The organism is Nonomuraea composti (assembly GCF_012034275.1).
Lineage (GTDB): Bacteria > Actinomycetota > Actinomycetes > Streptosporangiales > Streptosporangiaceae > Nonomuraea > Nonomuraea composti.
Genome location: NZ_JAATEP010000003.1, coordinates 290,697 through 316,395, shown reverse-complemented (window position 1 = coordinate 316,395; position 25,699 = coordinate 290,697). Strand labels below are relative to the sequence as shown.

Below are 25,699 nucleotides of genomic sequence, written 5' to 3'. Positions count from 1 at the left end.
GGGGAGTCGACTGTGAACGCGTGTTTCCGCTGGTGCTACCCGGTAGGCCGGGGCCCATGCCCGATGCGGTAGGAAGGGGATCATGCATGTGATCGTCATCGGCGCCGGGATCGCGGGCGCGAGCGCCGCCTTCGCGCTGGCCCGCAGGGGCGCGGCCGTCACGGTCGTCGACTCGGGGGCGGCCGGGCAGGCCACGGCGGCCAGCGCCGGCATCATCGCCCCGTGGGCCTCCGCCGTGGAGGGGCCCTTCTACGACCTGTACGCGACGGGCGCCGCCTACTATCCCGAGGTCATCGGGCTGCTGGCGGAGGCGGGCGTGGAGCGTACCGACTACCGCCGCAACGGCGAGCTGCTCGTGCACGAGGACCCGGCCCGGCTGGACGAGGCGCAGGCCCGCGTCGAGGCGCGCGCCCGCGACGCCGGGACGATCGCCGCCTCGATCATCGGCGAGGTGCGGCGCATCGGCAACGACGACGTGCGCGCCCTGTTCCCCGTGCTCGCGCCCACGCTGGAGGGCGTGCTCATCTCCGGCGGCGGCCGGGTGGACGGGCGCACCATGCGTGACGCGCTGCTCCAGGGCGCCGCCAGGTACGGCGCCCGGCAGGTGCACGGGCAGGCCAGGCTGCGCCCGCAGGGCCCGCCCCGCGTCGAGGTCGGCTCCGAGGTGCTGGAGGGCGACGCGGTGCTGGCGGCCTGCGGCGCCTGGGCCAACGAGCTGCTGGAGCCGCGCGGCCTGCGCCTGGCGGTCGAGCCGCAGCGCGGCCAGATCTCGCACCTGCGCCTCGACGGCGTCGACACCAGCCGGTGGCCGTCGGTGCATCCGCTGTCGCACCACTACATGGTGGCCTTCGACGACTCGCGGGTGGCGGTGGGGGCGACGAGGGAGACGGGCAGCGGGTTCGACGCGCGGGTGACGGCGCAAGGGCAGTGGCAGGTCCTGTCCGACGCGCTGCGGATCGCGCCGGGGCTGGCCGACGCCACGCTGATCGAGACGCGGGTCGGGCTGCGCCCGCTGCCGTCGGAGCAGGCGCCGATCGCCGGGCCGCTGCCGGGGGAGGACGGGCTGCACGTGGTGACGGGGTTCGGGGCGGCGGGGCTCACCATGGCGCCGTACACGGGGGACGCGCTGGCCCGCTCGATCCTCGACGGTGTCACGGTGCCCGAGCTGGCGGGGTTCGCCCCTTGAGTTACCAGAGGCGTCCCGATTAACACGGCGTTCACATTCGGGCAAAAAGCGGGAAACGGGCATCCGTAAGACTCGGCGTGGCTGAGAAAAACCCCGAAAGGACCGCCGTGAGCTACAAGGCTGAGTACATCTGGATCGACGGCACCGAGCCCACCGCTCTGATGCGCTCGAAGACGAAGATCCTTGCCGACGGTGCCGAGCCTCCGGTCTGGGGCTTCGACGGTTCGAGCACCAACCAGGCCGAGGGTCACTCGTCGGACCGCGTGCTCCGCCCCGTGTTCGTCTGCCCCGACCCGATCCGCGGCGGCGACAACAAGCTGGTCCTGTGCGAGGTCGAGGAGATCAACGGCGAGCCGCACGCCAGCAACACCCGCGCGCTGCTCCGCCCGGTCGCCGAGCAGTACGCCGCCCACGAGTCCTGGTTCGGCATCGAGCAGGAGTACACCTTCTTCAAGGGCAGCCGCCCGCTCGGCTTCCCCGAGGGCGGCTTCCCCGCCCCGCAGGGCCACTACTACTGCGGCGTCGGCGCCGAGGCCGTGTTCGGCCGCGAGATCGTCGAGCTGCACCTCGACCGCTGCCTCGCCGCCGGCCTGAAGATCTCCGGCATCAACGCCGAGGTCATGCCCGGCCAGTGGGAGTTCCAGATCGGCCCGGCGGGCCCGCTCGAGGTCTCCGACCACATGTGGGTCGCCCGCTACCTGCTCTACCGGACGGCCGAGGAGTACGGCGTCGAGGCCACCCTCGACCCCAAGCCCGCCCGCGGCGACTGGAACGGCGCCGGCGCGCACACCAACTTCTCCACCAAGGCCATGCGCGAGAGCTACGAGGCCATCATCACCGCCTGCGAGGCGCTCGGCGAGGGTGACAAGCCGATGGAGCACGTCTCCCAGTACGGCGCCGACATCGAGCTGCGCCTGACCGGCCACCACGAGACCGCCCCGTGGAACAAGTACAGCTACGGCGTCTCCAACCGCGGCGCCTCCGTGCGCATCCCGTGGCAGGTCGAGGTGGACAAGAAGGGCTACATCGAGGACCGCCGCCCGAACGCCAACGTCGACCCGTACGTGGTCACCCGCCTGCTGGTGAACACCTGCTGCGCCGCCCTGGAGAAGGCCGGCCAGGTCTGACCTCTTCGAACAGGGGCCCCCGCCGCGCGGGGGCCCTTGCTCATGCCAGGCGGAAGTCCAGGTCGGGGACGATGTCCGCCACGTCCATCTGCGCCTTCTGCAGGCGCCCCGAGTGGTCCCAGTTCATCGCCTGCCAGCGGGTGAACTGGTCGAGCACCCACATGCCCGACTGGCGGCTGCCGTTGCCCGACTTGCCGTTGCCGCCGAACGGCAGGTGCGCCTCCGCCCCCGAGGTGGAGTTGTTGACGCTGACCATGCCGGCCGAGATGCCCTCGCGGAAGCGGAAGGCGTGCTGCGGGTTCGTGGTGTAGATCGAGCTCGACAGGCCGTAACCGGGCAGGTTGGCCAGGTCGAGCGCCTCGTCCATGGTGGAGAACGAGGTCACGCCCACGATCGGGCCGAACGTCTCCTCCATGAACAGCCGGTCGCCCGGCCGCACGCCGTCGACCACGACCGGGTGGTAGTAGAGCCCCTCGCCGCCGTCGAAGCCGCCGCGCGGGTTGTCCTTCGTGATGCGGCCGGTGGCTCCGGTGACGACCTTGTGGTGCGGCTCGATCCAGGTCAGGTACTCCTCGTACCGGTCGGCGAACTTCCGGTCGAGCAGCGGCCCCGCCAGCACGTCCTCCGCCGGGTCGCCGATCCTGGCCGCGCCCACCGCCCGCGCGAACCGCTCCACGAACGCGTCGTGCACGCTCTCGTGCACGATCACCGTGCCCAGGCTGGTGCAGCGCTGCCCGGCGGTGCCGAAACCGGAGAACAGCGCGCCCTCGACGGCCAGGTCGAGCTCCGCGTCCGGCATGATCACCATCGGGTTCTTGCCGCCCAGCTCCAGGCACGCCGACTGCAGGTGCCGCCCCGTCAGCTCGCCGATCTTCCTGCCGACCTCGCTGGAGCCGGTGAAGCCCACCTTCTGCACCGTGCCCTCGTCGAGCGCCCGCTCCAGCCCGCCGAAGGTGTCGGCGCCGCCGGCGAAGACCACGTTCAGCACGCCGTCGGGCAGGCCCGCCGCCGTGAGCAGCCGGAACAGGGCGTGCGCGGAGGCGGCGGCGTACTCGGCGGGCTTCCACACCACCGCGTTGCCGCACAGCAGCGCCGGCACGAGATACCACGACGGGACCGCCACCGGGAAGTTGCCCGCCGTCACCACCGCCGCCACCCCGACCGGGTTGCGGAAGGTGAACAGGTTCTTGTCCGGCATCTCCGACGGGACCGTCTGCCCGTACAGCCGGCGGCCCTCGCCGAGGAAGAAGTCGCAGGTGTCCACGATCTCCCTGACCTCGCCCAGCGCCTCCGCGTACGGCTTGCCGATCTCCTCGGTCACCAGCCGGGCCAGCCGCTCGGTGTTGGCCTCCACCAGCCGCCCAATGGAGGCGATCACCCGGCCGCGCACCGGCGCCGGCACCTTCGCCCACTCGCGCTGCGCGTCCCTCGCGGTGCGGCAGGCCGCCGCGAACGTCTCCGCGTCCGCCAGGCCGACCCGCGCCACGACCTCGCCCGTGCGGGCGGGATTGATCGATTCGTACGTGCTCGCGGCCGTCGTGTCCTTGCCGCCCACGATGGAAACGATTTGTCGGCTCACCGCTGCCCTCCTCGTAAGTTCTTTCGTAGACGCTAGCTCTCCCGGGCCAGTTTGCGCAGCTCCGGCCCGTACACCGGATCGGCCAGCGCCGCGGCGAACTGCGCCCGCAGGTAGTTGAGCGGCGAGCCGGTGTCCCACCAGGTGCCGTCGATGACCTGCCCGTACACCGGGTTGCCCGCGGCGTGGCGGTGCAGGGCGTCGGTCAGGTAGATCTCGCCCTCGGGGTGCTCGTGCCAGCGGCGCGTGGCCTCCTCCAGCTCGGCGACGACCCCCGGGGTGACGACGTACCCGCCGATCGCGGCGTACCGCGAAGGGGCCTCCTCCGGGCGCGGCTTCTCCACCAGCCCCGAGATGCGCAGGCGGCCCCCGCCGAGGTCCTCCTCGACGATCGGCACGCCGTAGCGGGAGGCGTCCTCCACCGCCATCGGCATCAGGGCCAGCACCGGCGCGCCCGTCGCCTCGTAAGCGGCCTTGAGCTGCTGCGCGCGCGGCACCTCCGCCACGAACACGTCGTCGGCCCACAACACCATGAACGGCTCGTCGCCGATCACCCGCGCGGCGTTCAGGATCGGCGTGCCGTTGCCGTACGGGCCGCGCTGGTACAGGTACGTGATGTGGGCCAGCGACGACAGCTCCGCCACCGCGCCGGCCAGGTCGTCCTTGCCGGCCGCGCGCAGCTCCCGCTCCAGGTCCGCGTCAGGGGCGAAATGGCGCTGGACGAGGTCCTTGCGGGCCGAGGTCACGATCGTGATGTCGTCGATGCCGGAGTCCACCAGCTCCCGGATCGTGTGCTCGATGACCGGCTTGTCGCCGATCGGCAGCATCTCCTTCGGCAGCGCCTTCGTCAGGGGCAGCAGCCGGGTGCCCAGCCCGGCCACCGGGATCACGGCCTTGCGGATCATGCGAACTCTCCTCGTACGGACGGCGGGGGACGATGAGGACGTTACCGGTCGGAAATATCAGTACGTCTCCATGCCCCTGCCCACTGCACCCGGCGAGCCGGCGGTAAACCCGCCTTCAGCCGCGGCTGCGCACGCCCTCCAGGATGATCCGGATGAGGTGCCGGGCCCGGGTGTCCCACTCGTCCTGCTCCAGCCGGGTCAGGTAGCCGACGAGGAGGATGAGGTCGCGGGCGTCCACGTCGGGACGCACCGTGCCAGCGGCCCTGCCCGCGTCGAGCAGCGTGGTCAGCGCGTCCCCGATCGGGCCGAGACTGTGCGCCGACAGGTCCTTCCTGACCCCCGCCTCGACGGCGGCGAACACGCCGTGCTTGATCCGCGCGTACTCGACCAGCCGGTCGAGCCAGCGGGTCAGGGCGGTGACCGGGTCGTGCTCGGCGAGCAGGTGCGGGGCGGTCGCCACGAGCTCGTCCACGTCCTGCCGGTAGACCTCGGCGAGCAGGTGCTCGCGGGTGGGGAAGTGGCGGTAGAGGGTGCCCTGGCCGACGCCCGCCCGCTTGGCGATCTCGTTCAGCCGCACCTCGTCCGCGGTCGCGACGACCGCCCGTGCGGCCTCCAGGATGCGCTCGCGGTTGTCGGCGGCGTCGGCGCGGCGGGGTCGGTTCATCGGTCCTCACGGGTTGGCTAAGCGGACATGTGTCCGGTACGATGGGAGCTGGTGAAGCGGACACGTGTCCGCTTCGAGATCCTTAAACGGACACGTGTCCACTCTATCGGGGGCTCAAGAACATGCCTGCCATCACTGACCAGGTCGTCGCCATCACCGGCGCCAGCAGCGGCATCGGCGAGGCCACCGCGCGCCTGCTCGCCTCGCGCGGCGCCGCCGTCGTCCTCGGCGCGCGGCGCACCGACCGCCTCGACCGGCTCGCCGCCGACCTCCGCGCCGCCGGCGGGCGCGCCGTCACCCGCGCCACCGACGTCACCCGCCGCGAGGGCCTCGAACGGCTCGTCGACCTGGCGGTCAGCGAGTACGGGCGGCTCGACGTGCTGGTGGGCAACGCCGGCATCGCCAGGACCGGCCCCGTCGCCGACCTCGACGTGGCCGGCTGGACCCAGATGATCGACGTCAACCTCGTGGGCGTCCTGCACGGCATCGCCGCCGCCCTGCCCGTCTTCCGCCGCCAGGGCCACGGCCACCTCGTGACCACCGTGTCCACGTCCGGGCTGAAGATCGTCCCCACCCAGGCCGTCTACGCCGCCACCAAGAACGCCGTGCGCACGTTGCTCGAAGGGCTCCGGCAGGAGTCGACCGACGGCGTCCTCCGCACCACCGCCGTGTCGCCCGGTTACGTCCGTACGGAGCTCGCGGACTGGATCGACAACGCCGAGGTGCGCGAGCAGGTGCGGCAGGACATGGAACGGCTCGCCATCGCGCCGGAGGCGGTGGCGCGGGCGATCGCGTTCGCCATCGAGCAGCCCGAGGACGTGGAGATCGGCGAGATCGTCATCCGCCCCACCGTGCAGGGCTGACCTGAGGGGGCGGGCGGCGGCGCTCGCAGGACTCGCCCGCCCACCGCGGCCACGTCGAGCAGGGTTCGGGCGAGGTCGGCACGGGCCGGACCCTAGGCGTCGAAGTCCGCGAAGTCGAAGCCCGGCGAGACCAGGCAGCTCACCAGCACCTCCGTGTCGCCCGCCGGGCGCGCCGACTGCCACACGCCGCCCGGCACGACCGCCTGCGGCACCTGCCCCCGCTCGACGTCGGGGCCGAGGACCACCGTCTCGTCCCCGATCCTCAGGTCGAGCGGCCCGCCACGATGCCACAGCCAGATCTCCGCCGACCTGACCACGTGCGGCACCGACTCCTCACCCGGACGCAGCAGGAAGTAGATGGCGGTGACGCTGGCCCTCGGGCCGGGGTAGCCGTCCGGCGTGAACGTCACCGGCGACCGGTAGGTCTCCCTGAACCAGCCGCCCTCGGGATGGGGGAGCAGGTCGAGAGCCTCGGCGACGGGCGGGCGCTCGACGAACGCGACGGGGGCGCCCGTGACGTCCCTGCGCAGGAACCGGCTGCCGTCGAGGACGAGCTGGCCGTCGAGGCCGCTCTTCAGGGCCGCCGCCTCGTCGGGCACCTCGACGGACGGGCCGTCCGGATAGATCCGCAACTCCACGGGACAGAGTCTACGGGTCCGTTCACGGCATGATCCCGGGCCGCTTCTGAACTGTCGGTCGGACTGGCTAGTCTGCGGCGGGTGACTGAACGGTGGAGCCGCGACCAGGTGCTCGCCCTCGCCCCCGACGCCTCGTCCCAGAAGGCGGCCCAAGGGGTGGCGACTGCCGGCAAGTGGGCGCTGCGCGGCACGACGGGCACGGTGCTGTACGGCGAGTGCAAGGGCAGCGGCGCCAAGCCGTACCTCGCCGCCGTCGACCTCACCGAGCCCGCATACCGGTGCAGCTGCCCGAGCAGGAAGTTCCCCTGCAAGCACGCGCTGGGGCTGCTGCTCCTGTGGTCGGCCGACGGGGTGCCCGAGCAACCGGCGGCACCGCAGTGGGTGACGGAATGGCTGGACGACCGCGCCGAACGCGCCGCCAAGTCGGCCGCCCGCATCGAGGCCGCCCGTCTGGATGCCGCCCGTTCGGGCCCGGCACGTGCGGAGGCCGCCGCCGCCACCGCCGGCGGCGCTGGTTCTGGCGTCGGTGTAGGTGGCACGCACCTTGACTCCGCGCCCGGAGCCGTGGGCTCCAGCCCGGGCGCGGCCCCTGCCCTCGCCACCGGTACGAGTCTCGGTGGGCGGGCCGAGTCCGTGCGGCACCAGCGGGTCGCCGCTGGGCTGGCCGAGCTGGAGCGGTGGCTGGCCGACCAGGTGCGGCAGGGCTTGGCGGGCGCGCAGGAGCACGACTGGGACGGGCTGGCCAAGCGGCTCATCGACGCGCAGGCGCCCGGCGTGGCGGGCCTGGTGTCCCGGCTGGCCAGGGTGCGCGCCGAGGAGGGCTGGCCGGGCCGGCTCCTGGAGGAGTACGCCCTGGTCAACCTGCTCGCCATCGCCTACCGCCGCCGGGCCGCCCTGCCTGACGCGCTGGCCCAGACCGTCCTGATCCGCGTCGGCTTCCCCGTCACGAGGGAAGAGGTCCTGGCCGGCCCTCCGGTGCGCGACCACTGGGACGTCCTGGGCAGGCGCGACGAGGTACAGGACCGCCTGACGGCCCGCCGCGTCTGGCTGCGGGGCCGCCGCACCGGGCGGCCCGCCCTGGTCCTGTCGTTCGCCCCGCAGGGCCAGCCACTGGACGCCTCCCTGGTCACGGGCACGACCATCGACGCCGACCTCACCTACTACCCGGGCGCCGCCCCCCTCCGCGCCCTGGTGGCCGCCCGCCACGATACCGTCGCCTCGGCCGGCGTGCCGCCGGGGAAGTCGCCCGACGAGGCGCTCGACGAGGTGGCGGGAGCGCTGGCCGAGGACCCGTGGACGGAGTCCTGGCCGCTGGTCCTCACGGGCGTGGTTCCGGGGCGGACGTCGCTCGGCGGCCTGCCCCTCCACCCTCGGGCGCACGACCCCTGGCGGCTGATCGCCGTCTCCGGCGGGCACCCGGTGACGGTCGCGGCCGAGTGGACACCGCAGGGCCTGCGCCCCCTGACGGCCTGGGACGACGAGACGGCGGTGATCCTGTGACTGGCTGGGACGAGCTGACCTCCACGGCCCTCGTGGGCACCGACCGCAGGCCCTACCCTGGCGGCGACCTGCTCGAAGCGGCGGCCGTCGAGGTGGCCCGCCGCCGCGCGGGCCGCCGCGCGGAAACCCCCCGCGACAGCGCCAACGCCAGCGCCGCCAATAGCGGCGGCGCCGACCACGACACCGGCGCCGACCACGACACCGGCGCCGACCACGACACCAGCGCCGAGGACAACGGCCCCAGCGATCCGATCAGCAGCAGCGACGCCATCGATCCCGGAAGCGCCACCAGTGCTGACGACTCCGGCGGGAGCGGCAGGGAGGCGGCGCCCCGTGAGGAGCGGGAGGCGGTTGGCAGGCGGGCGGCCGAGCGGCTGGGCCGGTTGCTCGGCGGTGAGCACGAGAGGCTGATCCCCGAATGGCTGGCCGCCGCCGCGGCCACCGGCCGCAGGGTGCCCCCGTACGTGCTGCCGGAGCTGCTGGAGCGCGGTCGCCGTGACCGTTCGATCAGGGTGCATCTGGGGGTGCTGGCCGGGCAGCGGGGCCGCTGGCTGGCGGGGCTCAACCCCGCGTGGGCGTACCTGCTGGAGGAGCCCACGGGCGAGACGTGGGAGCTGGGCGGCGCCGCCGACCGGCGCGCTCACCTGAGCGCGCTCAGGGCGGCCGACCCGGGTCAGGCGCGGCGGCTGCTGGAGGGCACGTGGGAGCGCGAGACGCCGGACGACCGGGCGGGGTTCGTGGAGGTGCTGGCCGACGGGCTGAGCATGGAGGACGAGCCGTTCCTGGAGCAGGCGCTGGACGACCGCCGCAGGGAGGTCCGCCAGGCCGCCGCGAACCTCCTCACCCGCCTGCCCGCCTCCCGCCTGTCCCGCCGCATGGCCGAGCGGGTGCGCGCCTGCGTGACGATCAGTGGTGACGTGATCGCCGTCGAGGCCCCGGCGGCGTGCGACAAGGAGATGGAACGCGACGGCGTCCGCCCGAAGCCGCCCCGCGGCATCGGCGAGCGCGCCTGGTGGTTGCAGCAGATCATCGCCCGCGCGCCCCTGTCCGTGTGGGGGAGATCGCCGGACGAGCTGCTGGCGATGAAGATCCCCGACTGGGACGCCGAGGTGAAGGCGGCCTGGGTCCGGGCCGCGGTGCTGCAGAAGGACCCGGAGTGGGCGCGGGCGATGTTCGGCTGGGACCCGATCGCCGACCTGCTCGAAGCCCTCCCGCCGGAGGAGCAGCAGGAGCTGGCCGCCCGGTTCGTCCGTGGCCATGACCTCGACAGCCAGTTGATCATGGTGCTCGGCGGCGTGTCGTCCCTCTGGCGTGAGGGCCTGGCGACGGCCGTGCTCAACAAGATCGTGAAGGTGCACACCACGCAGCCGTGGAACCTCGGCGAGCTGGTCAAGCTGGCGGGCGAGCACATCGACCCGGCCCTGTTCGAGCTGGCCGAAGACTACTCGCCCGCCGAGCCCGTCCAGCAGGTCGCCGCCCTGCTGCGTTTCCGTGCTGACATGTACAAGGAGCTTGCCCGATGACCGTTCTGCGCCCGCACGCGGAAGACCAGTACGCCGAGGAGCTGGCCGTCCTCGCCAAGGACGACGACCGGCCGAGGCCGCCGGGCTGGAAGCTGTCGCCGTGGGCGGTGACCACCTACATCCTGGGCGACGGCGAGCGCATCACCCCCAAGTACGTGGGCGCGCGCCGCATCGTCGAGGTCGCCGTGGCCACGCTGGCCACCGACCGGGCGCTGCTGCTGCTCGGCGTGCCCGGCACCGCGAAGACGTGGCTGTCGGAGCACCTGGCCGCCGCGATCAGCGGCGACTCGACGCTCCTCGTGCAGGGCACCGCCGGCACCGCCGAGGAGGCCGTCCGGTACGGCTGGAACTACGCCAGGCTCCTGGCCGAGGGCCCGTCGTTCGAGGCGCTGACCCCGTCGCCGGTCATGCGCGCGATGGCCGAGGGCCGGGTGGCCCGCGTCGAGGAGCTGACCCGCATGCCGTCCGACGTCCAGGACGCGCTGATCACCGTCCTGTCGGAGAAGACGCTGCCGATCCCCGAGCTCAACCGCGAGGTCCAGGCGCAGCGCGGCTTCAACGTGATCGCCACCGCCAACGACCGCGACCGGGGCGTCAACGAGCTGTCCAGCGCGCTGCGCCGCCGCTTCAACACCGTCGTGCTGCCCGTCCCCGCCACCGCCGAGGAGGAGGTCGACATCGTCGCGCGCCGCGTCGCCCAGCTCGGCCGCTCCCTGGAGCTGCCGGAGACGACGACGGGGCTGGCGGAGATCCGGCGGGTGGTGACGGTGTTCAGGGAGCTGCGCGCGGGCGTCACCGAGGACGGCCGCACCAAGGTCAAGTCGCCCAGCGGCACCCTGTCCACGGCCGAGGCCATCTCGGTCCTCACCAACGGCATCGCCCTGGCCGCCCACTTCGGCGACGGGGTGCTCCGCCCGTCCGACGTGGCGGCCGGGATCGTCGGCGCGGTCGTGCAGGAGCCGGTGTCGGATCGGGTGGTGTGGCGCGAGTACCTGGAGACGGTGGTCCGCGAGCGATCCGACTGGCGCGACTTCTACCGCGCCTGCCGCGAGGTCTCATGAACGCCGCCCCCGCTCCCCGCGGCGACCGGACGAGCGGCCTTCCGGCGCGCGATGGCGGCCGCGCGGGCGGCGTTCCGGCGCGTGAGGGCGGTCCTGCGGGCGGCGTTCCGGCGCGTGGCGATGGCCGTGCGAGCGGCGTTCCGGTGCGTGATGGTGGCCGTGCGGGCGGCGTTCCGGTGCGTGATGGTGGCCGTGCGGGCGGCGTTCCGGCGGAGGAGGTCCGGTGAGCGGCGGCGTGTCGATCCTGGGGGTGCGGCATCACGGGCCGGGCTCCGCGCGGGCCGTGCGGCGGGAGCTCGAACGGCTGCGTCCCGACGCGATCCTCATCGAGGGCCCGCCCGAGGCCGACGCCCTGATCCCGCTCGCACCCGGCCTGGAGCCGCCGGTCGCGCTGCTCGCCCACGTGCCGGGCGAGCCGTCGCGAGCCGCCTTCTGGCCGTTCGCCGTGTTCTCACCCGAATGGCAGGCCGTCATGTACGGCACGGCGGCCGGCATCCCGGTCCGCTTCTGCGACCTGCCCGCCGCCCACACCCTGGCCGGCGACGCCGAATCCCCTGCCGGTGACCAGGACGAGAGCTCTCCGGGCGACGAGGCGGCGCCCTCCCTGGTGCGGGTGGACCCCATCGGGGCGCTGGCCGCGGCGGCCGGGTACGACGACCCGGAGCGCTGGTGGGAGGACGTCGTCGAGCACCGGGGCGGCGACACGCCGTTCGAGGTGATCGCGGAGGCCATGGCCGCCGTGCGTGAGGGATATGTGCCGGACGAGCGGGAGGCCCGGCGCGAGGCGTACATGCGCAAGACCCTCCGCGCGGCCCTCAAGCAGGGCTTCGAGCGGATCGCGGTGATCTGCGGCGCCTGGCACGTGCCCGCGCTGAGCGGCCCGCTGCCGTCCGTGGCGGCCGACAACGCCGTCCTGCGCGGCCTGCCGAAGGTGAAGGCGGAGCTGACGTGGGTGCCGTGGACGTACGGGCGGCTGGCCTCGTGGAGCGGCTACGGCGCGGGCATCACCTCGCCGGGCTGGTACCACCACCTGTTCGAGGCGCCGGACCGGCCGGTGGAGCGGTGGCTGGCGCAGGCTGCCGGGGTGCTGCGGGACGAGGGGCTGGCGGTGTCGTCGGCGCACGTCATCGAGTCCGTACGCCTCGCGCACGGCCTGGCCACCCTGCGCGGCAGGCCGCTGGCCGGGCTCGGCGAGGTCACCGAGGCGACCAGGGCCGTGCTGTGCGAGGGCGACGATCTGGCGGTGGAGCTGATCCAGCGGCGCATGGTCGTCGGCGACCGGCTCGGCCACGTCTCCGACGGCACCCCGATGGTGCCGTTGCAGCGGGACCTGCGCGAGCAGCAGCGGCGGCTCAAGCTCAAGCCGGAGGCGCTCGACCGGGAGATCGACCTCGACCTGCGCAAGCCGCTCGACCTCGACCGCAGCCACCTGCTGCACCGGCTGGGGCTGCTCGAGGTCGGCTGGGGCACGCCGGGGCAGGCGCGCGGCAAGGGCACGTTCAGGGAGACGTGGACGTTACGGTGGCGCCCCGAGCACGACCTCGCGCTCATCGAGCACGCCGCCCTCGGCACCACCGTGGCCGCGGCGGCGGCGCAGCAGGCCAGGGACCTGGCGGAGGAGCCGTCGGCGGCGCTGGCCGACCTGGCGTCGCTGGTGGAGAGGTGCCTGCTCGCGGATCTGACGGGCGCGCTGCCCGCCGTGCTGGCGGCGCTGTCGGCCAAGGCGGCGCTCGACACCGACGTCACCAGCCTGATGGCGGCGCTGCCCGCGATGGTGCGCGCCCACCGCTACGGCGACGTGCGCGGCACGCCGGCGGAGGGGCTGGCGGTGATCGTGCGCTCGATGCTGGAGCGCATCTGCGTCGGGCTGCCGGTGGCGGTGACGAGCCTGGACGACGAGGCGGCGGCGAACCTGCTCAAGCACGTGGACGCGGTGCACTCGGCCGTCGCCCTCCTGTCCGACGCCCCTGAGGCGGGCGGCAACGGCGCGGGGCCGAGGGGGCGGTGGCTGGGCACGTTGCGGGGCATCAGCGACCGGCAGGACCTGCACGGGCTCATCGAGGGCCGCCTCACCAGGATCCTGCTGGACTCCGGCGAGCTGGACGACGCCGGCGACCGCATGTCCAGGGCCATGTCCTGGGGGCAGGCGCCCGCCCGGGTGGCGGCGTGGGTGGAGGGGTTCCTGGCGGGCGGCGGGCTGCTGCTGGTGCACGACCCGCGCCTGCTGGGGCTGGTGGACGGCTGGCTGACGGGGCTGTCGGGCGAGCAGTTCACGGACGTGCTGCCGCTGCTGCGCCGCACGTTCGGCGGCTTCGCGGCACCGGAACGCCGGGCCATCGGCGAGCGCCTGCGCGCGGCGGACCGCGACGAGGAGGCGGGGGAGCAGGCCGTGGACGAGCGCCGCGCGGCGCCCGCCGTCGCCACCGTCCTGTCGATCCTCGGGAAGACCAGCGTGCGCGAAGGGACGACGGGGCGATGAGTGCGGCGGGCGGCTGCGGAGGGCGGGGCGATGAGCGTGGCGGGCGGCTGCGGAGGGCCGGGCGATGAGTGTGGCTGATGAGCGGATGCGGCGGTGGCGGCTCGTGCTCGGCGGCGGGCCGGCCGACGGCACCGGTGTCGGGCTCGAGGGTGTGGACGCGCGCATGGACGCGGCCCTGGCCGCCGTCTACGACCAGGGAGGTGAAGGCGGCGGGGGCGGGGACCGCAGGCAGGGCGGGCTGGGGGCGTCGGCGCCGCGCGTGGCCAGGTGGCTGGGCGACATCCGGACGTACTTCCCGTCCACGGTCGTCCAGGTCATGCAGAAGGACGCGATCGAGAAGCTGAACCTCACCAGGCTCCTCCTGGAGCCGGAGATGCTGGAGGCGGTGGAGCCGGACGTGCACCTGGTCGGCACCCTGCTCGCCCTCAACAAGGTCATGCCCGACCAGGCCCGCGAGTCGGCCAGGGCGCTGGTGCGCCGGGTGGTGGAGGAGCTGGAGCGCAGGCTGGCGCAGAAGACGAGGGCGGCCGTGTCGGGGGCGCTGGACCGCTCGGCCAGGACGCACCGGCCGAAGCGGGTGGCCGACATCGACTGGGACCGCACGATCAGGGCGAACCTGAGGAACTACCTGCCCGACAGGAACACGGTGGTCCCGTCCCGGCTGGTCGGCTACGCGCGCCGGCAGCGGTCGGTGCAGCGGGAGGTGGTGCTGTGCATCGACCAGAGCGGGTCGATGGCGGCGTCGGTGGTGTATTCGAGCGTGTTCGGGGCGGTGCTGGCGTCGATGCGGTCGTTGCGGACGTCGCTGGTGGTGTTCGACACGGCGGTGGTGGACCTCACCGACCAGCTGCACGACCCGGTGGAGGTGCTGTTCGGCACCCAGCTCGGCGGCGGCACCGACATCAACCGCGCCGTCGCCTACTGCCAGGGGCTCGTCACCCGCCCGGCCAACTCGATCTTCGTGCTGGTCAGCGACCTGTACGAGGGCGGGATCAGGCAGGAGATGCTGCGCAGGGTGGCGGCGATGACGCAGGCCGGGGTGCAGGTGATCGTGCTGCTCGCCCTGTCGGACGAGGGCGCCCCGTTCTACGACCACGACAACGCGGCGGCGCTGGCGGCGATGGGCGTCCCGGCGTTCGCGTGCACCCCCGACGCGTTCCCCGACCTGATGGCGGCCGCGATCGAGCGCCGCGACATCACCCAGTGGGCCGAACGCCACCTCGCCCGCTGACCGCCCGCCCCGCGCGGCAAGGCGCGGCGCCGGGTGCGGGGTGCAGGGCGTGTCCCGCTGGGCGCGGGACGTGCTCGCGTGTGGCCCGCCGCCGGCGGCTGGGTGGCAACCGCCGGGGCGGGGTCATGCGCCGTGCGCCTGCTGGTCCGGGCGGGCGTGCCGGGGCAGCAGGTACGACAGGGCGAACGTGAGCAGCAGCAGCCCGACCTCGACCCAGACCGTGACCTCCATGGACGCCCCGAACTCCCACTGGTCGGCCAGCAGGTTGAAGAAGAGGGTGCCGAGGACGGCGGTGCCGAAGGCGCCGCCGAGTTGCTGCACGCCGGTGAGGGTGCCGGAGGCGGAGCCGGTTTCGTGCGGTTCGACGCCGGCGAGGACGATGTCGAAGAACGGCGCCATGGTGAGCCCCATGCCGATGCCGACGAGGGCGAGGCCGGGGGCGAGCTGCCAGGTGCCGACGTCGAGCCCGGCGAGGTGGATGGTGAGGGCGAGGACGGCGGCGCCGGCGGCCATGACGACGGTGCCGATCTGCATGAGGCCGCGGCCGAGCTTCTGCTGCAGGCCGCTCATGGCCAGGCCGAAGCCGGCGACGCCGCCGAGGGCCTGCGGGAGCGCGGCCAGGCCGGCCTGGAGGGGGGTGAAGCCGAGCCCGGCCTGTGTGTAGAAGCTGAAGACGACGCCGAAGCCGGTCAGGGCGGAGAAGAAGGCGAGGCCGGCGACGAGGCCGCCGACGAAGGAGCGCTTGCGGAACAGGGTGGGGGTGACGAGGGGGTCGCGGCCGGAGCGGGCGCGGCGGGACTCGTACCGGCCGAAGAGGGCGAACACGACGACGGAGGCGGCCATCGACACGAACGTCCAGGCGGGCCAGCCGGCTTCGCGGCCCTGGATGAGCGGGAAGATCAGCAGGAACGCGGCGGTGGAGACGAGGGCGACGCCGGGCAGGTCGAGCCGGGTGGCGTTGGACAGGCGGAACTCGGGCAGGAAGCGCAGCGCGGCGAGGACGGCGGCCAGGCCGATGGGCAGGTTGATCAGGAAGATCATGCGCCAGCCGGTGCCGAACAGGTTGGCGTCCACGAGCCAGCCGGCCAGCACGGGGCCGCCGACGGAGGAGATGGTCATGACGGGCCCGAACATGCCGAACGCCTTGCCCATCTCGTCGGGCGGGAACATCTCCCTGATCAGCCCCAGCCCTTGCGGCAGCATCACGGCGCCGAACAGCCCTTGCACGGCGCGGCCGGCGATCAGCATCTCGGGGCTGACGGCGATGCCGCACAGCAGCGAGGAGACGGTGAAGCCGGCGGCGCCGATCACGAACATGCGCTTCTTGCCGAACAGGTCGCCGAGCCGCCCGCCGGTGATGAGGCCGACGGCCATGGCCAGGGTGTAACTGGCGCTGAGCCACTGCACGAGGCTGTCGGAGCCGCCCAGCTCCTTCTGGATGGTGGGGGCGGCGATCGCGGTGACGAGCGCGTCGAGCAGGTCCATCACCTCGGCGGCGAGGATCACGAAGAGGGCGACGAAGCGCCAGCGGTAGGGCTGGACCTCGGTGGCCGCCCCTGAGGCGGTAACGGTCATGACATCTCCTGAAAAACGGTGTTCTAGGTAACGAACGGCGTTCGTTCACGAACACTGTTTTAGTGACGAACACCGTTCGTGTCAAGTACAGTGTTCGTATGGCAGCCAAGGAACCCAGTGACGTGCCGGCGCCCCCGTGGCGCAAGTCGCGCCGCCCCGCTCCGCCCAAGCGGCAGCTCAGCCAGGAGCTGATCGTCGAGACGGGGCTGCGCATCCTCGACGACGAGGGGTTCGACGCGCTCAGCATGAGACGGGTGGCCCAGGAGCTCGACACCGGCCCCGCCTCGCTGTACGCGCACGTCTCCGGCAAGGAGGAGCTGCTGGAGCTGATCTACGACCGGGTGCTCAGCGAGATCCACCTGCCGCAGCGGCCCGACCCGGCCCGGTGGAAGGAGCAGCTGCGGGAGTACTCCCTGGAGGTCCACCGCGTCTTCCGCGAGCACGCCGACGTGGCCAGGGCGGCGCTGGCGAACATCCCGACGGGGGAGAACTCGCTGCGCGCCGGCGAGTTCACCTACGGGCTGCTCGTCGAGGCGGGCATGCCCCCGGCGGAGGCGTCCCTGGCGATGGACCGGCTCTCGCTCTACCTCGTCGGCGACGCCTACGAGGGCTCGCTGCACCGGGCGCGGATGCGCGCGGCCGGGATGTCCAGCCCGGAGGAGTACTTCCAGGCGTTCGTCGGGCAGATCAGCGCCTACTACCGGGCGCTGCCGGCCGAGCGCTTCCCGCACCTCCAGGCGCACGTGGCCGACCTGACCGCCGGCGACGGCGAGGACCGCTTCGCGTACGGGCTGGAGCTGATGCTCGACGGCATCGAGGCCCGCATGCCGAAGAAACCGGTAAGGCCTTAGGCCCAATTGCCTAGGCCCTGCGCCCGATGCGCCTACCTGGGTCTTCGCCATAGTTTGCCGGGTATGACAACGACTGTTGAAGGACCCGTGGAGACCCCGGCGAGCGTGATCTCGCCGCAGTACCGCGCGCTGAGCATCGGGCTGGTGGCGCTGGTCACGCTGCAGGCGTTCGAGGCCATGGCGGTGGCCACGGCCATGCCCGTCGTGGCCCGCGAGCTCGACGGCATGTCCCTGTACAACCTGGCCTTCAGCGCCACCCTGGCGGCCAGCGTGATCGCGACGGTGCTGGGCGGCAGGTGGAGCGACGTGCGGGGGCCGCTCCAGCCCATCGGCGCCGGGGTGGCGACGTTCGTGGCGGGGCTGCTGCTGGCCGGGCTCGCGCCGACCATGGAGGTGTTCGTCGCCGGACGGTTCGTGCAGGGCCTCGGCACCGGGTTGACGCAGGTGGCCTTGTACGTGCTGGTCGCCAGGGCGTACCCGCCGTCGATGCATCCCCGGGTGTTCGCCGCGTTCTCGGCCGCCTGGGTGGTGCCGTCCATGATCGGGCCGGCGATCGCCGGGTTCGTGGCGGAGAGCTTCGACTGGCGGTGGATCTTCCTCGGCGTGACGGTGGTCGTCATCCCGTCGGCGCTGCTGCTGTGGCGCGGCACCGCGGGCCGGGCCGTCCAGGACGGCGTCGCCGAGCCGGCTCCGGGCCTCGGCCGCAAGCTCGTCTACGCCACGCTGACCGCCGTCGCCGCCGCCCTCATCCAGTACGGCAGCGCGCTCAAGCTCGCCGGCCTGCCCCTGCTCGCCGCCGGCATCGTCCTGCTGGCCGTGTCGCTGCCCAAGCTGCTGCTGCCCGGCTCGATGCGGGCCGCCCGCGGCCTGCCGACCGGCCCCCTCCTGCGCGGGCTGGCCTTCGGCTCGTACACGGCGGCCGAGGTGCTCATCCCCCTCATGCTCAAGTACGAGCGCGGCCTGAGCGTCACCGCGGCCGGCATCGTGCTCACCATCGGCGCCCTCGGCTGGTCCACCGGCTCCTGGATCAAGGGCCGCGGCATGATCGGCAACATGGCGGCGCTGCGCGGCGGCGCCGTGCTGATCGCGGCCGGCATCACGCTGGTGACGCTCGTCCTGATCGACCCGGTGCCGCTCGTGCTCGCGCACGTGGGCATGGCCGCCGTCGGGCTCGGCATCGGCGTGCTGCACCCGACCGTGTCGGTGCTGGTGCTGGAGATGTCGAAGGAGGGCGAGGAAGGCGCCAACTCGGCGGCCGTGGGCGTCGGCGAGTCGGTGTTCACCGTGGTCGCCGTCGCGGTCAGCGGCGCCCTGTTCACCGCCGCCGCCCAGAACTACGCCGTCGGTCTCGCCTTCACCGTCGCGCTCGCCGTTCTGGGCGCCGTGCTGGCCCCGCGTTTCGTGCACTCCCCGGCAGCGGGCACTATGGAGAGAACCGCGTCATAAGGGGGGTACATGCCGCGAGTGCGGGAGCTCGAGGTCTTCCGGCTGGTCCTGCCGTACGGCAGGAAGACGGAGACCCTGCTCGTGAAGCTCACCGACCACGGTGGCATGACGGGCTGGGGCGAGGCCACCGCCCCCGAGGCGAAGACCTGGTCGAAGCTGGAGGAGTCGCTGTCGGCGCTGCTCGTCGGAGTGGACTGGGAGCACCCCGACACCGTCGCCGGCGGCGACGCCGCGGTCGACATGGCCTGCTGGGACCTGTGGACCAGGATGCGCGGGGTGCCCCTCGCCGAGGCGATCGGCGGCACCCGCACCTCGCTCATGGCCACGGTCCGGCTGGCGCCCGACCCGTCCGTCGAGAGCCTCGTCTCCCGGGTCAACCAGCAGGTCTGCGCCGGCTACGGGCACGTCACGCTCGACGTGCGGCCCGGCTGGGACGTCGAGCCCGTCCGCGCGGTGCGCCAGGCGTACCCCGCGCTGACCCTGGCCGTCGACTGCGGCAACGCCTACACCGACCTCGGCCAGCTCGTCGCCCTCGACCACTACGGCCTGGAGGTCATCGAGCGGCCCTTCGCCACCTCCGACGTCCACGCCCACGCCGCGCTCCAGGACGAGGTGGCCGCCTCCGTGGCGGTGGAGGCCGGCTCGTCCGCCGAGCTCGACGACTACCTGACGCTGCGGGCGGCGCGCGTGCTGCTGCTGCGGCCCTCCGCGTTCGCGTCGCTGTCGGAGGTCAGGCGCGCCCACGACAAGGCCGCCGCGGCGGGCTGGGACATCCAGTGCACCGGCGGCCAGGGCGCCGGCCTGGCCAGGGCGGCCACGGTCGCGGTGGCCAGCCTGCCGGGCTGCACCCTCCCGTGCGACGTCACCCAGCCACCCCGTCAAAACCAGATCGTCACCCCGATCGTGGGCGCGAACGCCGGGGTCATCGCGGTGCCGCTGACCCAGTCGGGGCTCGGGCACGCCATCGACGAGACGCGCGTGCGGCGGCTGGCCAAGGAGTCGTTTCGTTCGTGACTGACGTCAGAGCGTGAGCTGGTGGTGCCAGTTGATGCCGCCGATGATGTCCGACAGGCGGTAGAAGTGCCGGCCCGCCTGCATGAGCGCGTGCCGTACGGCCTGCGTGCCACGGATCACCCCGGGCGGGGTGGGGCGGTCGATGGCGACCACCGGCGCGAGGGCGGTGGCCAGGGCGGCGGTGGCGAGCAGCAGCTGGACGCGGTGGCGCATGTCGGACCTCCTGTGTGACGGCTTTCCGCCCAGCAGACCACGGCCCGTGACCGTCCCGCCGGGTACGCCACAGCGGTCAGGCCCGTTCTTTACGCTCCTACAGCCCCCGCTCGTTCAGGCCCCGCTGGCTTCAGGCCCCGCTGGCTTCAGGCCCCGCTCGTTCAGGCCCCGCTCGTTCAGGCCCCGCTCCTTCAGGCCCCCGTGCCCAGCCGCGTCTCCAGGAGGCGGGCGATCTCGGCGTGGCCGGTGCCGAGGCGGGTCTCCGAGCGCGGCCGTCCCCCGGCGTCGTGCACCTCGGCCACGACCAGCTCGCCGCCCCCTTCCGCCGGCTCGCGCCGCACGCTGATCCGCGCGCCCTCCGGCGCGTACTGCCCGGCCCGTGCCCGCACCTCGGCCTCGATGTCCTGGCCGGCCAGGCTCCGGGCCAGGTCGAGTGAGCGCGGGTCCGGGGCCGCCCCGTGGTCGAGCAGGGCCCGCACCACGGCCGTGGCGCCGCGTTCGGCGGCGCGGGAGAGCGGGGTGTTGCCGGCGGAGTCGCGCAGGTCCGGGTCGGCGCCCCGGGCGAGCAGGGCCTCCACGACGGCCAGGCGGTCGTTGGCGACCGCCCAGTGCAGGGCCGTCATGGCGCCGGGGCTCTCCTGCCGGTCGGGGTCGGCGCCCGCGTCGAGCAGCGCGTTCACCGCGTCGAGATGCCCCCAGCAGGCGGCGGCGCACAGCGGCAGGCCGTCCTCGGTCTCCTGGTCGGGGTCGGCGCCGGCCGCCAGCAACGTCCGGACGATGTCGCCATGCCCCTGCACGGCGGCCTGGTAGAGCGCCGCCGGCGCCGTCATCAGCCCTCCATTTGTGATCTACAACGTAAAGGCGCGATCAGCCCTTGGCGGACGAGCTGCCGCACCCTTCGGTGAGCCCCTTGGTGGGGTCGTCACCGGCCTTCTTGGACTTCTTCGGCGAGGGGGAGATCGACGAGGACGGGCTGGCGGAGGCCGCCACGGCCGCCTTCGTACGGGTCGAGTCCTCGATCGCCTTCGCCGCGATCTGGCGGATCTTCTCCCAGTCGGGGTAGCCGGTGTTGATCAGCGGCGGCACGAACTGCACGCTCGTCACCTTCGCGTCCTTGACCTTCAGCGCGAGCGGCACCAGGTGCTGCAGCCAGGTGCGCGGGATGTCGGTCCTGATCAGCTCCTTGGTGGCCAGCGCGACCTGGTTGAACCTGGTCAGCACCGTCGCCGGGTCCGCCTGGTCGAGCAGGGCGCCGAGCACGCACCGCTGGCGGCGCATGCGGGTGTAGTCGTCGCTGTAGGTGCGCGAGCGGGCGTACCACATGGCGTCGGCGCCCTTGAGCTTGCGCGTGCCGGCCTTGACCAGGCCCTCGTTGTACTTGCCGAAGACGACGTCCTGCTCGACGGTGATGGTGACGCCGCCGATGGCGTCGATGAGGCGGGCGAAGCCCCACATGTTGACCAGGGCGTACCAGTCGACCTTGAGGCCGAGGGTGTAGCCGATCGTGTCCATGAGGACCTTGGGGCCCTGGTTCTTCTTGCCGTCGAAGAGCTCGGGGTGGGCGTCGGCGTACTCCCAGACGCTGTTGAGCAGGTCGCTGGCGCCGCCGCCCGGGTCCTTCGGCAGGTCGAAGCCGTTGGGGAAGCGGCGGGCCATCGGGGTGCCGGGGCGGAAGCGCACGTCTTCGAGGTTGCGCGGCAGGCTGAACAGGACGGTGTTGCCGGTCTTCACGTCGATGCTGGCCAGGTTCATGCTGTCGGTGCGCACGCCGACGCGGTTGTCGTCGGCGTCGCCGCCGAGCAGCAGGATGTTGACGCGGTCGCGGCCGGCCCACGGGTCTTCGGGCTTGGGCTCGGGAGCGGGGGGCTGGCCCTCGTTCTCGGGTGCCTGGAAGATGTTGTCGAGCGCCTGGCGCGAGGTGCTGGCGGTCTGGGCGGCGAACCCGAAGGGGACGACGACCACGACGGCGAGCAGCCCGGCGAGGGTGCCGGTGAGGATCTGCTGCGACTGCGCGAGCCGGCCGGGCCGCAGCACCACGAACGAGTGCACGATCAGCGCGAACCAGGCCAGGCCGAGGGCGATCGCGCCGAACATGAGGGCGGCGAGCGTGGAGTCTTGTGTGGCGGAGCCGATGAGGTTGCCCAGGTCGTTGGTGAGGACGAAGGCGAGCAGGGCCAGCAGCAGGACGGCGTAGCAGGACAGGAGGACCAGGCCGGTCCTGCGCCATCCGGCACGCAAATGGGCGGACCCGGGTGCGAGTGCCGCCAGCACCAGCCACCCGAGGACCGCTCCGGCGCTCAGTGGTTCCTTAGCCTGCCGCACGCCTTCCCCGTTTCCCCGCGACTTCCACCATAGGCGCAAACTCCGCAACCTGCGGTGAACCGCAGGGGGCGCGGTCGCCTCAGGCTCCCATAGAGGCGGCAGCCTATGCGTCAGATACGAAATATGTCTTTATCGGTAGGTGAACATCGGTAACCGAATAACATTCGGGGCATGGCCTTCACGGAGATCGAGTACGGGGTGACCGATCGCATCGCCACCGTCACATTGAAGCGTCCCGAGCGGCTCAACGCGTTCACCTTTACGATGCGCGGGGAGTTGATCGAGGCTTTCGATCGCGCCGACGCCGATGACGACGTGCGCGCGGTGGTGGTCACGGGCGCCGGGCGGGCGTTCTGCGCCGGTGCCGATCTCAGCGGCGGCGGCGGCACGTTCGGTCATCTGGGCGAGCGCCCGGGCGAAGGCGAGACCGTGGACGGCGCGCCGCGCGACGGCGGCGGCACCGTCGCCCTCAGGGTCGCCCGCTCGCTCAAACCCGTCATCGGCGCCATCAACGGCCCCGCCGTCGGCGTCGGCGTCACGATGACGCTGCCCATGGACGTGCGGCTGGCGTCGGAGACGGCGCGCTTCGGGTTCGTGTTCGCGCGGCGCGGCATCGTCACCGAGGCGGCGTCGAGCTGGTTCCTGCCCAGGATCGTGGGCATCGCCCAGGCCATGGAGTGGGCGGCGACCGGGCGCGTCTTCCCCGCCTCCGAGGCGCTGGAGGGGCGGCTGGTCTCGCGCGTCTACCCGCAGGAGGAGCTGCTGCCGGCGGCGTACGCGCTGGCCAGGGAGATCGCCGACAACACCTCGGCCGTCTCCGTGGCCGCCGTCCGAAGGCTGATGTGGTCGGGTCTGTCGGCGTCGTCGCCGTGGGAGGCGCACGCCGCCGACTCCCGCCTCATGGCCGAGCTCGGCGGCGCCGCCGACGCGGCGGAGGGGGTGACGGCGTTCCTGGACAAGCGGCAGGCCGACTTCCCGATGAGGGTGAGCCGGGATCTGCCGCCCGGTCTGCCGTCGTGGCCCGACAATCCTTATGGTGTCTAGCATGTACGAGACCACCGTGCTGCCCATGCCCGACGACTTCGAGGGCGAGGTCGTCGCGACACTGGTGACCAGGAGGGCCGAGACCGACTCGCGCCGTGCGGTGCTCTACCTGCACGGCTTCACCGACTACTTCTTCCAGGACCACCTGGCCGACCACTACGTGCAGCGCGGCATCGACTTCTACGCGCTCGACCTGCGCAAGTACGGCCGCTCGCTGCTGCCGCACCAGACCAGGGGCCTGATCAGGAGCGTCACCGACTACTTCCCCGAGATCGACGAGGCGGTGCGGATCATCCGCCGCGACCACGACGAGCTGACGATCAACGCCCACTCCACGGGCGGCCTGATCGCGCCCCTGTGGGCCGACCGGGTGCGCGGCCGGGGCCTCGTGCAGGGGCTGGTGCTCAACAGCCCGTTCTTCGACCTCAACGTGCCCGCCCCGCTGCGGCTGGCCGCCGACCTGCTGAAGACGCCGCTGTCGTACACGCGCCGGCCGCTGCCGCTCGGCTCCAGCACCGTCTACGGACGGACGCTGCACCGCAGCGAGCAAGGCGAGTGGGACTACGACCTGGAGCTGAAGCCGCTGGGCGGCTTCTCGGTGCACGCCATGTGGCTGGCCGCGATCAGGCGCGCGCAGCGGCGGCTGCACAAGGGCCTGTCGGTGGACGTGCCCGTGCTGGTGCTGGCCTCCACCAACGGCCTGCGGGTACGCGACTTCGTGCCCGAAGCGCGCTCGGCCGACATCGTGCTCGACCCCCGGCACATCGCCCGCTGGTCCACCTCGCTCGGGCCGCACGTGACCTGCGTGCGGATCCCCGACGGGGTGCACGACCTGGTGCTGTCGGCCGAGCCCGTACGCAAGCAGGTCTTCGCCGAGCTCGACCGCTGGATGGGTGCCTATATAGAGCCTCGGTCATAGACCGGCTCACCAGGGGAACGAGAACAGGCCGTAGTAGGCCGCCGCCACCAGCAGCAGGCCGGTGCCGCCGAGCACGCCCCCGACCGCCACGTACTGCCAGCGGCCCGGCTGCAGGCCCTCGCGCAGCGCCGACAGGTACGCCGCCACCGCCGTGACCTCCTGGATCAGCATGAGCACCGCCAGCAGCCGCACGACCAGCCAGCCCGCCAGCACGGCGGGCCAGGCACCCGCCTGGTTGACCGAGAACATCACCAGCAGCGTGATGAACGCGACCACCGAGGCCAGCAGGCCGAGCCCGGTCCAGGCCATCCGGCTGAGCCGGCGCCTGATCGGCGGCCACAGCCGGGCGTTGGTCTCGACGGGGGTCTGGTGGCGGTGGCGCAGGCGTACGACGACGGCGGCGACCGGGCCGGCCACGTAGCCGACGGCGGCCAGGCAGATCGTCAGGCCGAGCATCGTGCCGCCGGCGTACCAGGGGGCGGCGGGCACGTCGCTGGCCTCGAACCGCTGGACGGGGGTGGCGCCCGCCATGTGCACGGCGGGCCGGGCGGTGCCGGGCAGGCCCTTGATCCAGTTGGCCAGGGTTTCGAGATAGCCCTTGGTGAAGGGGCCGCCCTTGACGCGCATGGCGTGGTCGCCATTTGCCATGAAGCGGATCGTGTAGTCGTCGTTGCCCGCCTTGTGCATCGCGGTGATGAGCGCCTTGGTGGACTCGACGAAGGGGATCGAGGGGTCGGTGGTGCCGTAGAAGGCCAGGACCGGCTGCTTGACCTGGCTTAACGCGGGCATCGCGTCGTAGCGCAGGAAGTCGAAGCCGACCCCGCCCATCGCCCTGGTCAGCAGGTCGCGGGCGCCGATGGGGGCGCGCAGCCGCAGGAGTTGCTCGTTCAGTGCCCAGGCGACCTGGCGCAGCGGGGAGACGTTCGGCGAGGACACCAGCACCATGAACCCGACCGACGCGCTCTTGGCCGCCGCGATCGGCGCCACCCAGCCGCCCTCGGAGACGGCCCAGATGCCGACCCGGTCGGGATCGACCTCCGGGCGGGTGCGCAGGTACTCGACCATGCGCAGCGCGTCGTCGGCGAGCAGCCCGAAGTCGCGGTGCCGGAAGTCGTAGCCGATCGTGCGCTTGTCGAACGCGATCGTCGCCACCCCCGACTTCGCCAGGAACTCCGCCTGCGGCGTGAACTCGGTGCGCGAGCCGTTGCCCGAGCCCGACACGAACACCATCGCCGGATGCCGCCCAGGGGTGAGCGGCACCCGGAGGGTGCCCTCCAGCCGCTGCGCCTCCGCCGGGACGGAGATCTCCTCGCTGCGGACCGGATCGGCGGCCACCACGGGCTTCAGCTCGTCGGCCGGCTGCGCCGGGATCGACTGGAAGGCTGGATCGGCCTTGAGCGGCGGCGGGTCGAACGCGGGTGGAAGCACGTATCCGACCGAAGCGAGAGCCACCAGCACCAGACCGGCGGCGACGCTCAAGGTGCCACGGCCAGTGCGCATTGGCCTCCCCATGTGCGTTGGTTTGCCCGCTGATCTTCCAGCCTACTCCCGCTGAGTGGGGC

Annotated in this window: 22 protein-coding genes; 13 read left to right on the top strand and 9 right to left on the bottom strand. The window is 72.8% G+C overall.

What is annotated here, in order from left to right:
- Nucleotides 1–82 precede the first annotated feature (82 nt).
- On the top strand, nucleotides 83–1,186 hold the full coding sequence (locus tag HCN51_RS06790) for an NAD(P)/FAD-dependent oxidoreductase (RefSeq protein ID WP_168007856.1): 1,104 nt from the start codon (nucleotides 83–85) through the stop codon (nucleotides 1,184–1,186).
- 107 nt (nucleotides 1,187–1,293) lie between these two features.
- Nucleotides 1,294–2,313, top strand: coding sequence for a glutamine synthetase (gene glnII, locus HCN51_RS06785; RefSeq protein ID WP_080036510.1), 1,020 nt, complete (start codon nucleotides 1,294–1,296; stop codon nucleotides 2,311–2,313).
- A gap of 40 nt (nucleotides 2,314–2,353) precedes the next feature.
- Here glnII and HCN51_RS06780 read toward each other — a convergent pair whose 3' ends face one another.
- From HCN51_RS06780 to HCN51_RS06770, 3 genes are all read right to left on the bottom strand, one after another.
- Entirely contained in the window at nucleotides 2,354–3,892 is a 1,539-nt protein-coding gene (locus HCN51_RS06780) for an aldehyde dehydrogenase family protein (RefSeq protein WP_168007854.1), read from the bottom strand.
- Nucleotides 3,893–3,924: 32 nt separating this feature from the next.
- Complete coding sequence (locus tag HCN51_RS06775) at nucleotides 3,925–4,794, bottom strand: UTP--glucose-1-phosphate uridylyltransferase (protein WP_080036512.1); 870 nt, start codon at nucleotides 4,792–4,794, stop codon at nucleotides 3,925–3,927.
- A gap of 115 nt (nucleotides 4,795–4,909) precedes the next feature.
- The gene (locus tag HCN51_RS06770; RefSeq protein WP_168007852.1) at nucleotides 4,910–5,458 is read right to left on the bottom strand and encodes a TetR/AcrR family transcriptional regulator; all 549 of its coding nucleotides are present in this window, start codon (nucleotides 5,456–5,458) and stop codon (nucleotides 4,910–4,912) included.
- Between the two features lie 122 nt (nucleotides 5,459–5,580).
- Between HCN51_RS06770 and HCN51_RS06765 the strand changes: the two genes are divergently transcribed.
- A complete protein-coding gene (locus tag HCN51_RS06765; RefSeq protein WP_168007850.1) occupies nucleotides 5,581–6,321 on the top strand; it encodes an SDR family oxidoreductase in 741 nt (246 codons plus the stop codon).
- A 92-nt stretch (nucleotides 6,322–6,413) separates the two neighbouring features.
- Here HCN51_RS06765 and HCN51_RS06760 read toward each other — a convergent pair whose 3' ends face one another.
- A complete protein-coding gene (locus tag HCN51_RS06760) occupies nucleotides 6,414–6,959 on the bottom strand; it encodes a cupin domain-containing protein (RefSeq protein WP_346433555.1) in 546 nt (181 codons plus the stop codon).
- A gap of 81 nt (nucleotides 6,960–7,040) precedes the next feature.
- On the opposite strand from HCN51_RS06760, the gene HCN51_RS06755 reads away from it, so the two are divergent.
- From HCN51_RS06755 to HCN51_RS06735, 5 genes are all read left to right on the top strand, one after another.
- Nucleotides 7,041–8,459 carry an SWIM zinc finger family protein gene (locus tag HCN51_RS06755; protein WP_168007848.1) on the top strand — a complete coding sequence of 473 codons (1,419 nt, stop codon included), beginning with the start codon at nucleotides 7,041–7,043 and terminating at the stop codon, nucleotides 8,457–8,459.
- On the top strand, nucleotides 8,456–9,982 hold the full coding sequence (locus tag HCN51_RS06750) for a DUF5691 domain-containing protein (RefSeq protein WP_206066633.1): 1,527 nt from the start codon (nucleotides 8,456–8,458) through the stop codon (nucleotides 9,980–9,982). Before HCN51_RS06755 ends, HCN51_RS06750 begins: the two co-directional genes overlap by 4 nt.
- Entirely contained in the window at nucleotides 9,979–11,043 is a 1,065-nt protein-coding gene (locus tag HCN51_RS06745) for an ATP-binding protein (protein WP_080036516.1), read from the top strand. Before HCN51_RS06750 ends, HCN51_RS06745 begins: the two co-directional genes overlap by 4 nt.
- A gap of 223 nt (nucleotides 11,044–11,266) precedes the next feature.
- The gene (locus HCN51_RS06740; protein WP_168007846.1) at nucleotides 11,267–13,522 is read left to right on the top strand and encodes a DUF5682 family protein; all 2,256 of its coding nucleotides are present in this window, start codon (nucleotides 11,267–11,269) and stop codon (nucleotides 13,520–13,522) included.
- Between the two features lie 64 nt (nucleotides 13,523–13,586).
- Entirely contained in the window at nucleotides 13,587–14,753 is a 1,167-nt protein-coding gene (locus tag HCN51_RS06735) for a VWA domain-containing protein (protein WP_168007844.1), read from the top strand.
- A gap of 123 nt (nucleotides 14,754–14,876) precedes the next feature.
- Here HCN51_RS06735 and HCN51_RS06730 read toward each other — a convergent pair whose 3' ends face one another.
- A complete protein-coding gene (locus HCN51_RS06730) occupies nucleotides 14,877–16,328 on the bottom strand; it encodes an MFS transporter (RefSeq protein WP_168007842.1) in 1,452 nt (483 codons plus the stop codon).
- 98 nt (nucleotides 16,329–16,426) lie between these two features.
- Between HCN51_RS06730 and HCN51_RS06725 the strand changes: the two genes are divergently transcribed.
- From HCN51_RS06725 to HCN51_RS06715, 3 genes are all read left to right on the top strand, one after another.
- Nucleotides 16,427–17,179, top strand: coding sequence for a TetR/AcrR family transcriptional regulator (locus HCN51_RS06725; protein WP_168007840.1), 753 nt, complete (start codon nucleotides 16,427–16,429; stop codon nucleotides 17,177–17,179).
- Between the two features lie 63 nt (nucleotides 17,180–17,242).
- Nucleotides 17,243–18,625, top strand: a complete 1,383-nt coding sequence (locus tag HCN51_RS06720) for an MFS transporter (RefSeq protein WP_206066632.1) — start codon at nucleotides 17,243–17,245, stop codon at nucleotides 18,623–18,625.
- A gap of 9 nt (nucleotides 18,626–18,634) precedes the next feature.
- Nucleotides 18,635–19,639 (top strand): enolase C-terminal domain-like protein, encoded by a 1,005-nt coding sequence (locus tag HCN51_RS06715; RefSeq protein WP_168007838.1) that lies wholly within the window; start codon nucleotides 18,635–18,637, stop codon nucleotides 19,637–19,639.
- 6 nt (nucleotides 19,640–19,645) lie between these two features.
- On the opposite strand, the gene HCN51_RS06710 is transcribed toward HCN51_RS06715, so the two are convergent.
- The 3 genes from HCN51_RS06710 to HCN51_RS06700 form a co-directional block, all read right to left on the bottom strand.
- On the bottom strand, nucleotides 19,646–19,852 hold the full coding sequence (locus HCN51_RS06710) for a hypothetical protein (protein ID WP_168007836.1): 207 nt from the start codon (nucleotides 19,850–19,852) through the stop codon (nucleotides 19,646–19,648).
- A 191-nt stretch (nucleotides 19,853–20,043) separates the two neighbouring features.
- Nucleotides 20,044–20,682: an ankyrin repeat domain-containing protein gene (locus HCN51_RS06705; RefSeq protein WP_168007834.1), complete on the bottom strand. Its 639-nt coding sequence runs from the start codon at nucleotides 20,680–20,682 to the stop codon at nucleotides 20,044–20,046.
- 37 nt (nucleotides 20,683–20,719) lie between these two features.
- Complete coding sequence (locus HCN51_RS06700) at nucleotides 20,720–22,174, bottom strand: LCP family protein (protein WP_230465954.1); 1,455 nt, start codon at nucleotides 22,172–22,174, stop codon at nucleotides 20,720–20,722.
- A 171-nt stretch (nucleotides 22,175–22,345) separates the two neighbouring features.
- On the opposite strand from HCN51_RS06700, the gene HCN51_RS06695 reads away from it, so the two are divergent.
- A complete protein-coding gene (locus tag HCN51_RS06695) occupies nucleotides 22,346–23,218 on the top strand; it encodes an enoyl-CoA hydratase-related protein (RefSeq protein WP_168007832.1) in 873 nt (290 codons plus the stop codon).
- A gap of 1 nt (nucleotide 23,219) precedes the next feature.
- A complete protein-coding gene (locus HCN51_RS06690; RefSeq protein WP_168007830.1) occupies nucleotides 23,220–24,137 on the top strand; it encodes an alpha/beta hydrolase in 918 nt (305 codons plus the stop codon).
- A gap of 6 nt (nucleotides 24,138–24,143) precedes the next feature.
- On the opposite strand, the gene HCN51_RS06685 is transcribed toward HCN51_RS06690, so the two are convergent.
- Nucleotides 24,144–25,637: an alpha/beta hydrolase family protein gene (locus HCN51_RS06685; RefSeq protein WP_168007828.1), complete on the bottom strand. Its 1,494-nt coding sequence runs from the start codon at nucleotides 25,635–25,637 to the stop codon at nucleotides 24,144–24,146.
- Between the last annotated feature and the right edge of the window lie 62 nt (nucleotides 25,638–25,699).

What these genes read in the sequence shown, in the direction of transcription:
- HCN51_RS06730 (WP_168007842.1), bottom strand. Translation starts at nt 16,328, where the DNA reads ATGACCGTTACCGCCTCAGGGGCGGCCACCGAGGTCCAGCCCTACCGC.
- HCN51_RS06765 (WP_168007850.1), top strand. Translation starts at nt 5,581, where the DNA reads ATGCCTGCCATCACTGACCAGGTCGTCGCCATCACCGGCGCCAGCAGC.
- HCN51_RS06735 (WP_168007844.1), top strand. Translation starts at nt 13,587, where the DNA reads ATGAGTGTGGCTGATGAGCGGATGCGGCGGTGGCGGCTCGTGCTCGGC.
- HCN51_RS06775 (WP_080036512.1), bottom strand. Translation starts at nt 4,794, where the DNA reads ATGATCCGCAAGGCCGTGATCCCGGTGGCCGGGCTGGGCACCCGGCTG.
- HCN51_RS06790 (WP_168007856.1), top strand. Translation starts at nt 83, where the DNA reads ATGCATGTGATCGTCATCGGCGCCGGGATCGCGGGCGCGAGCGCCGCC.
- HCN51_RS06725 (WP_168007840.1), top strand. Translation starts at nt 16,427, where the DNA reads ATGGCAGCCAAGGAACCCAGTGACGTGCCGGCGCCCCCGTGGCGCAAG.
- HCN51_RS06770 (WP_168007852.1), bottom strand. Translation starts at nt 5,458, where the DNA reads ATGAACCGACCCCGCCGCGCCGACGCCGCCGACAACCGCGAGCGCATC.
- HCN51_RS06745 (WP_080036516.1), top strand. Translation starts at nt 9,979, where the DNA reads ATGACCGTTCTGCGCCCGCACGCGGAAGACCAGTACGCCGAGGAGCTG.
- HCN51_RS06685 (WP_168007828.1), bottom strand. Translation starts at nt 25,637, where the DNA reads ATGCGCACTGGCCGTGGCACCTTGAGCGTCGCCGCCGGTCTGGTGCTG.
- HCN51_RS06710 (WP_168007836.1), bottom strand. Translation starts at nt 19,852, where the DNA reads ATGCGCCACCGCGTCCAGCTGCTGCTCGCCACCGCCGCCCTGGCCACC.
- HCN51_RS06695 (WP_168007832.1), top strand. Translation starts at nt 22,346, where the DNA reads ATGGCCTTCACGGAGATCGAGTACGGGGTGACCGATCGCATCGCCACC.
- HCN51_RS06715 (WP_168007838.1), top strand. Translation starts at nt 18,635, where the DNA reads ATGCCGCGAGTGCGGGAGCTCGAGGTCTTCCGGCTGGTCCTGCCGTAC.
- HCN51_RS06705 (WP_168007834.1), bottom strand. Translation starts at nt 20,682, where the DNA reads ATGACGGCGCCGGCGGCGCTCTACCAGGCCGCCGTGCAGGGGCATGGC.
- HCN51_RS06690 (WP_168007830.1), top strand. Translation starts at nt 23,220, where the DNA reads ATGTACGAGACCACCGTGCTGCCCATGCCCGACGACTTCGAGGGCGAG.
- HCN51_RS06720 (WP_206066632.1), top strand. Translation starts at nt 17,243, where the DNA reads ATGACAACGACTGTTGAAGGACCCGTGGAGACCCCGGCGAGCGTGATC.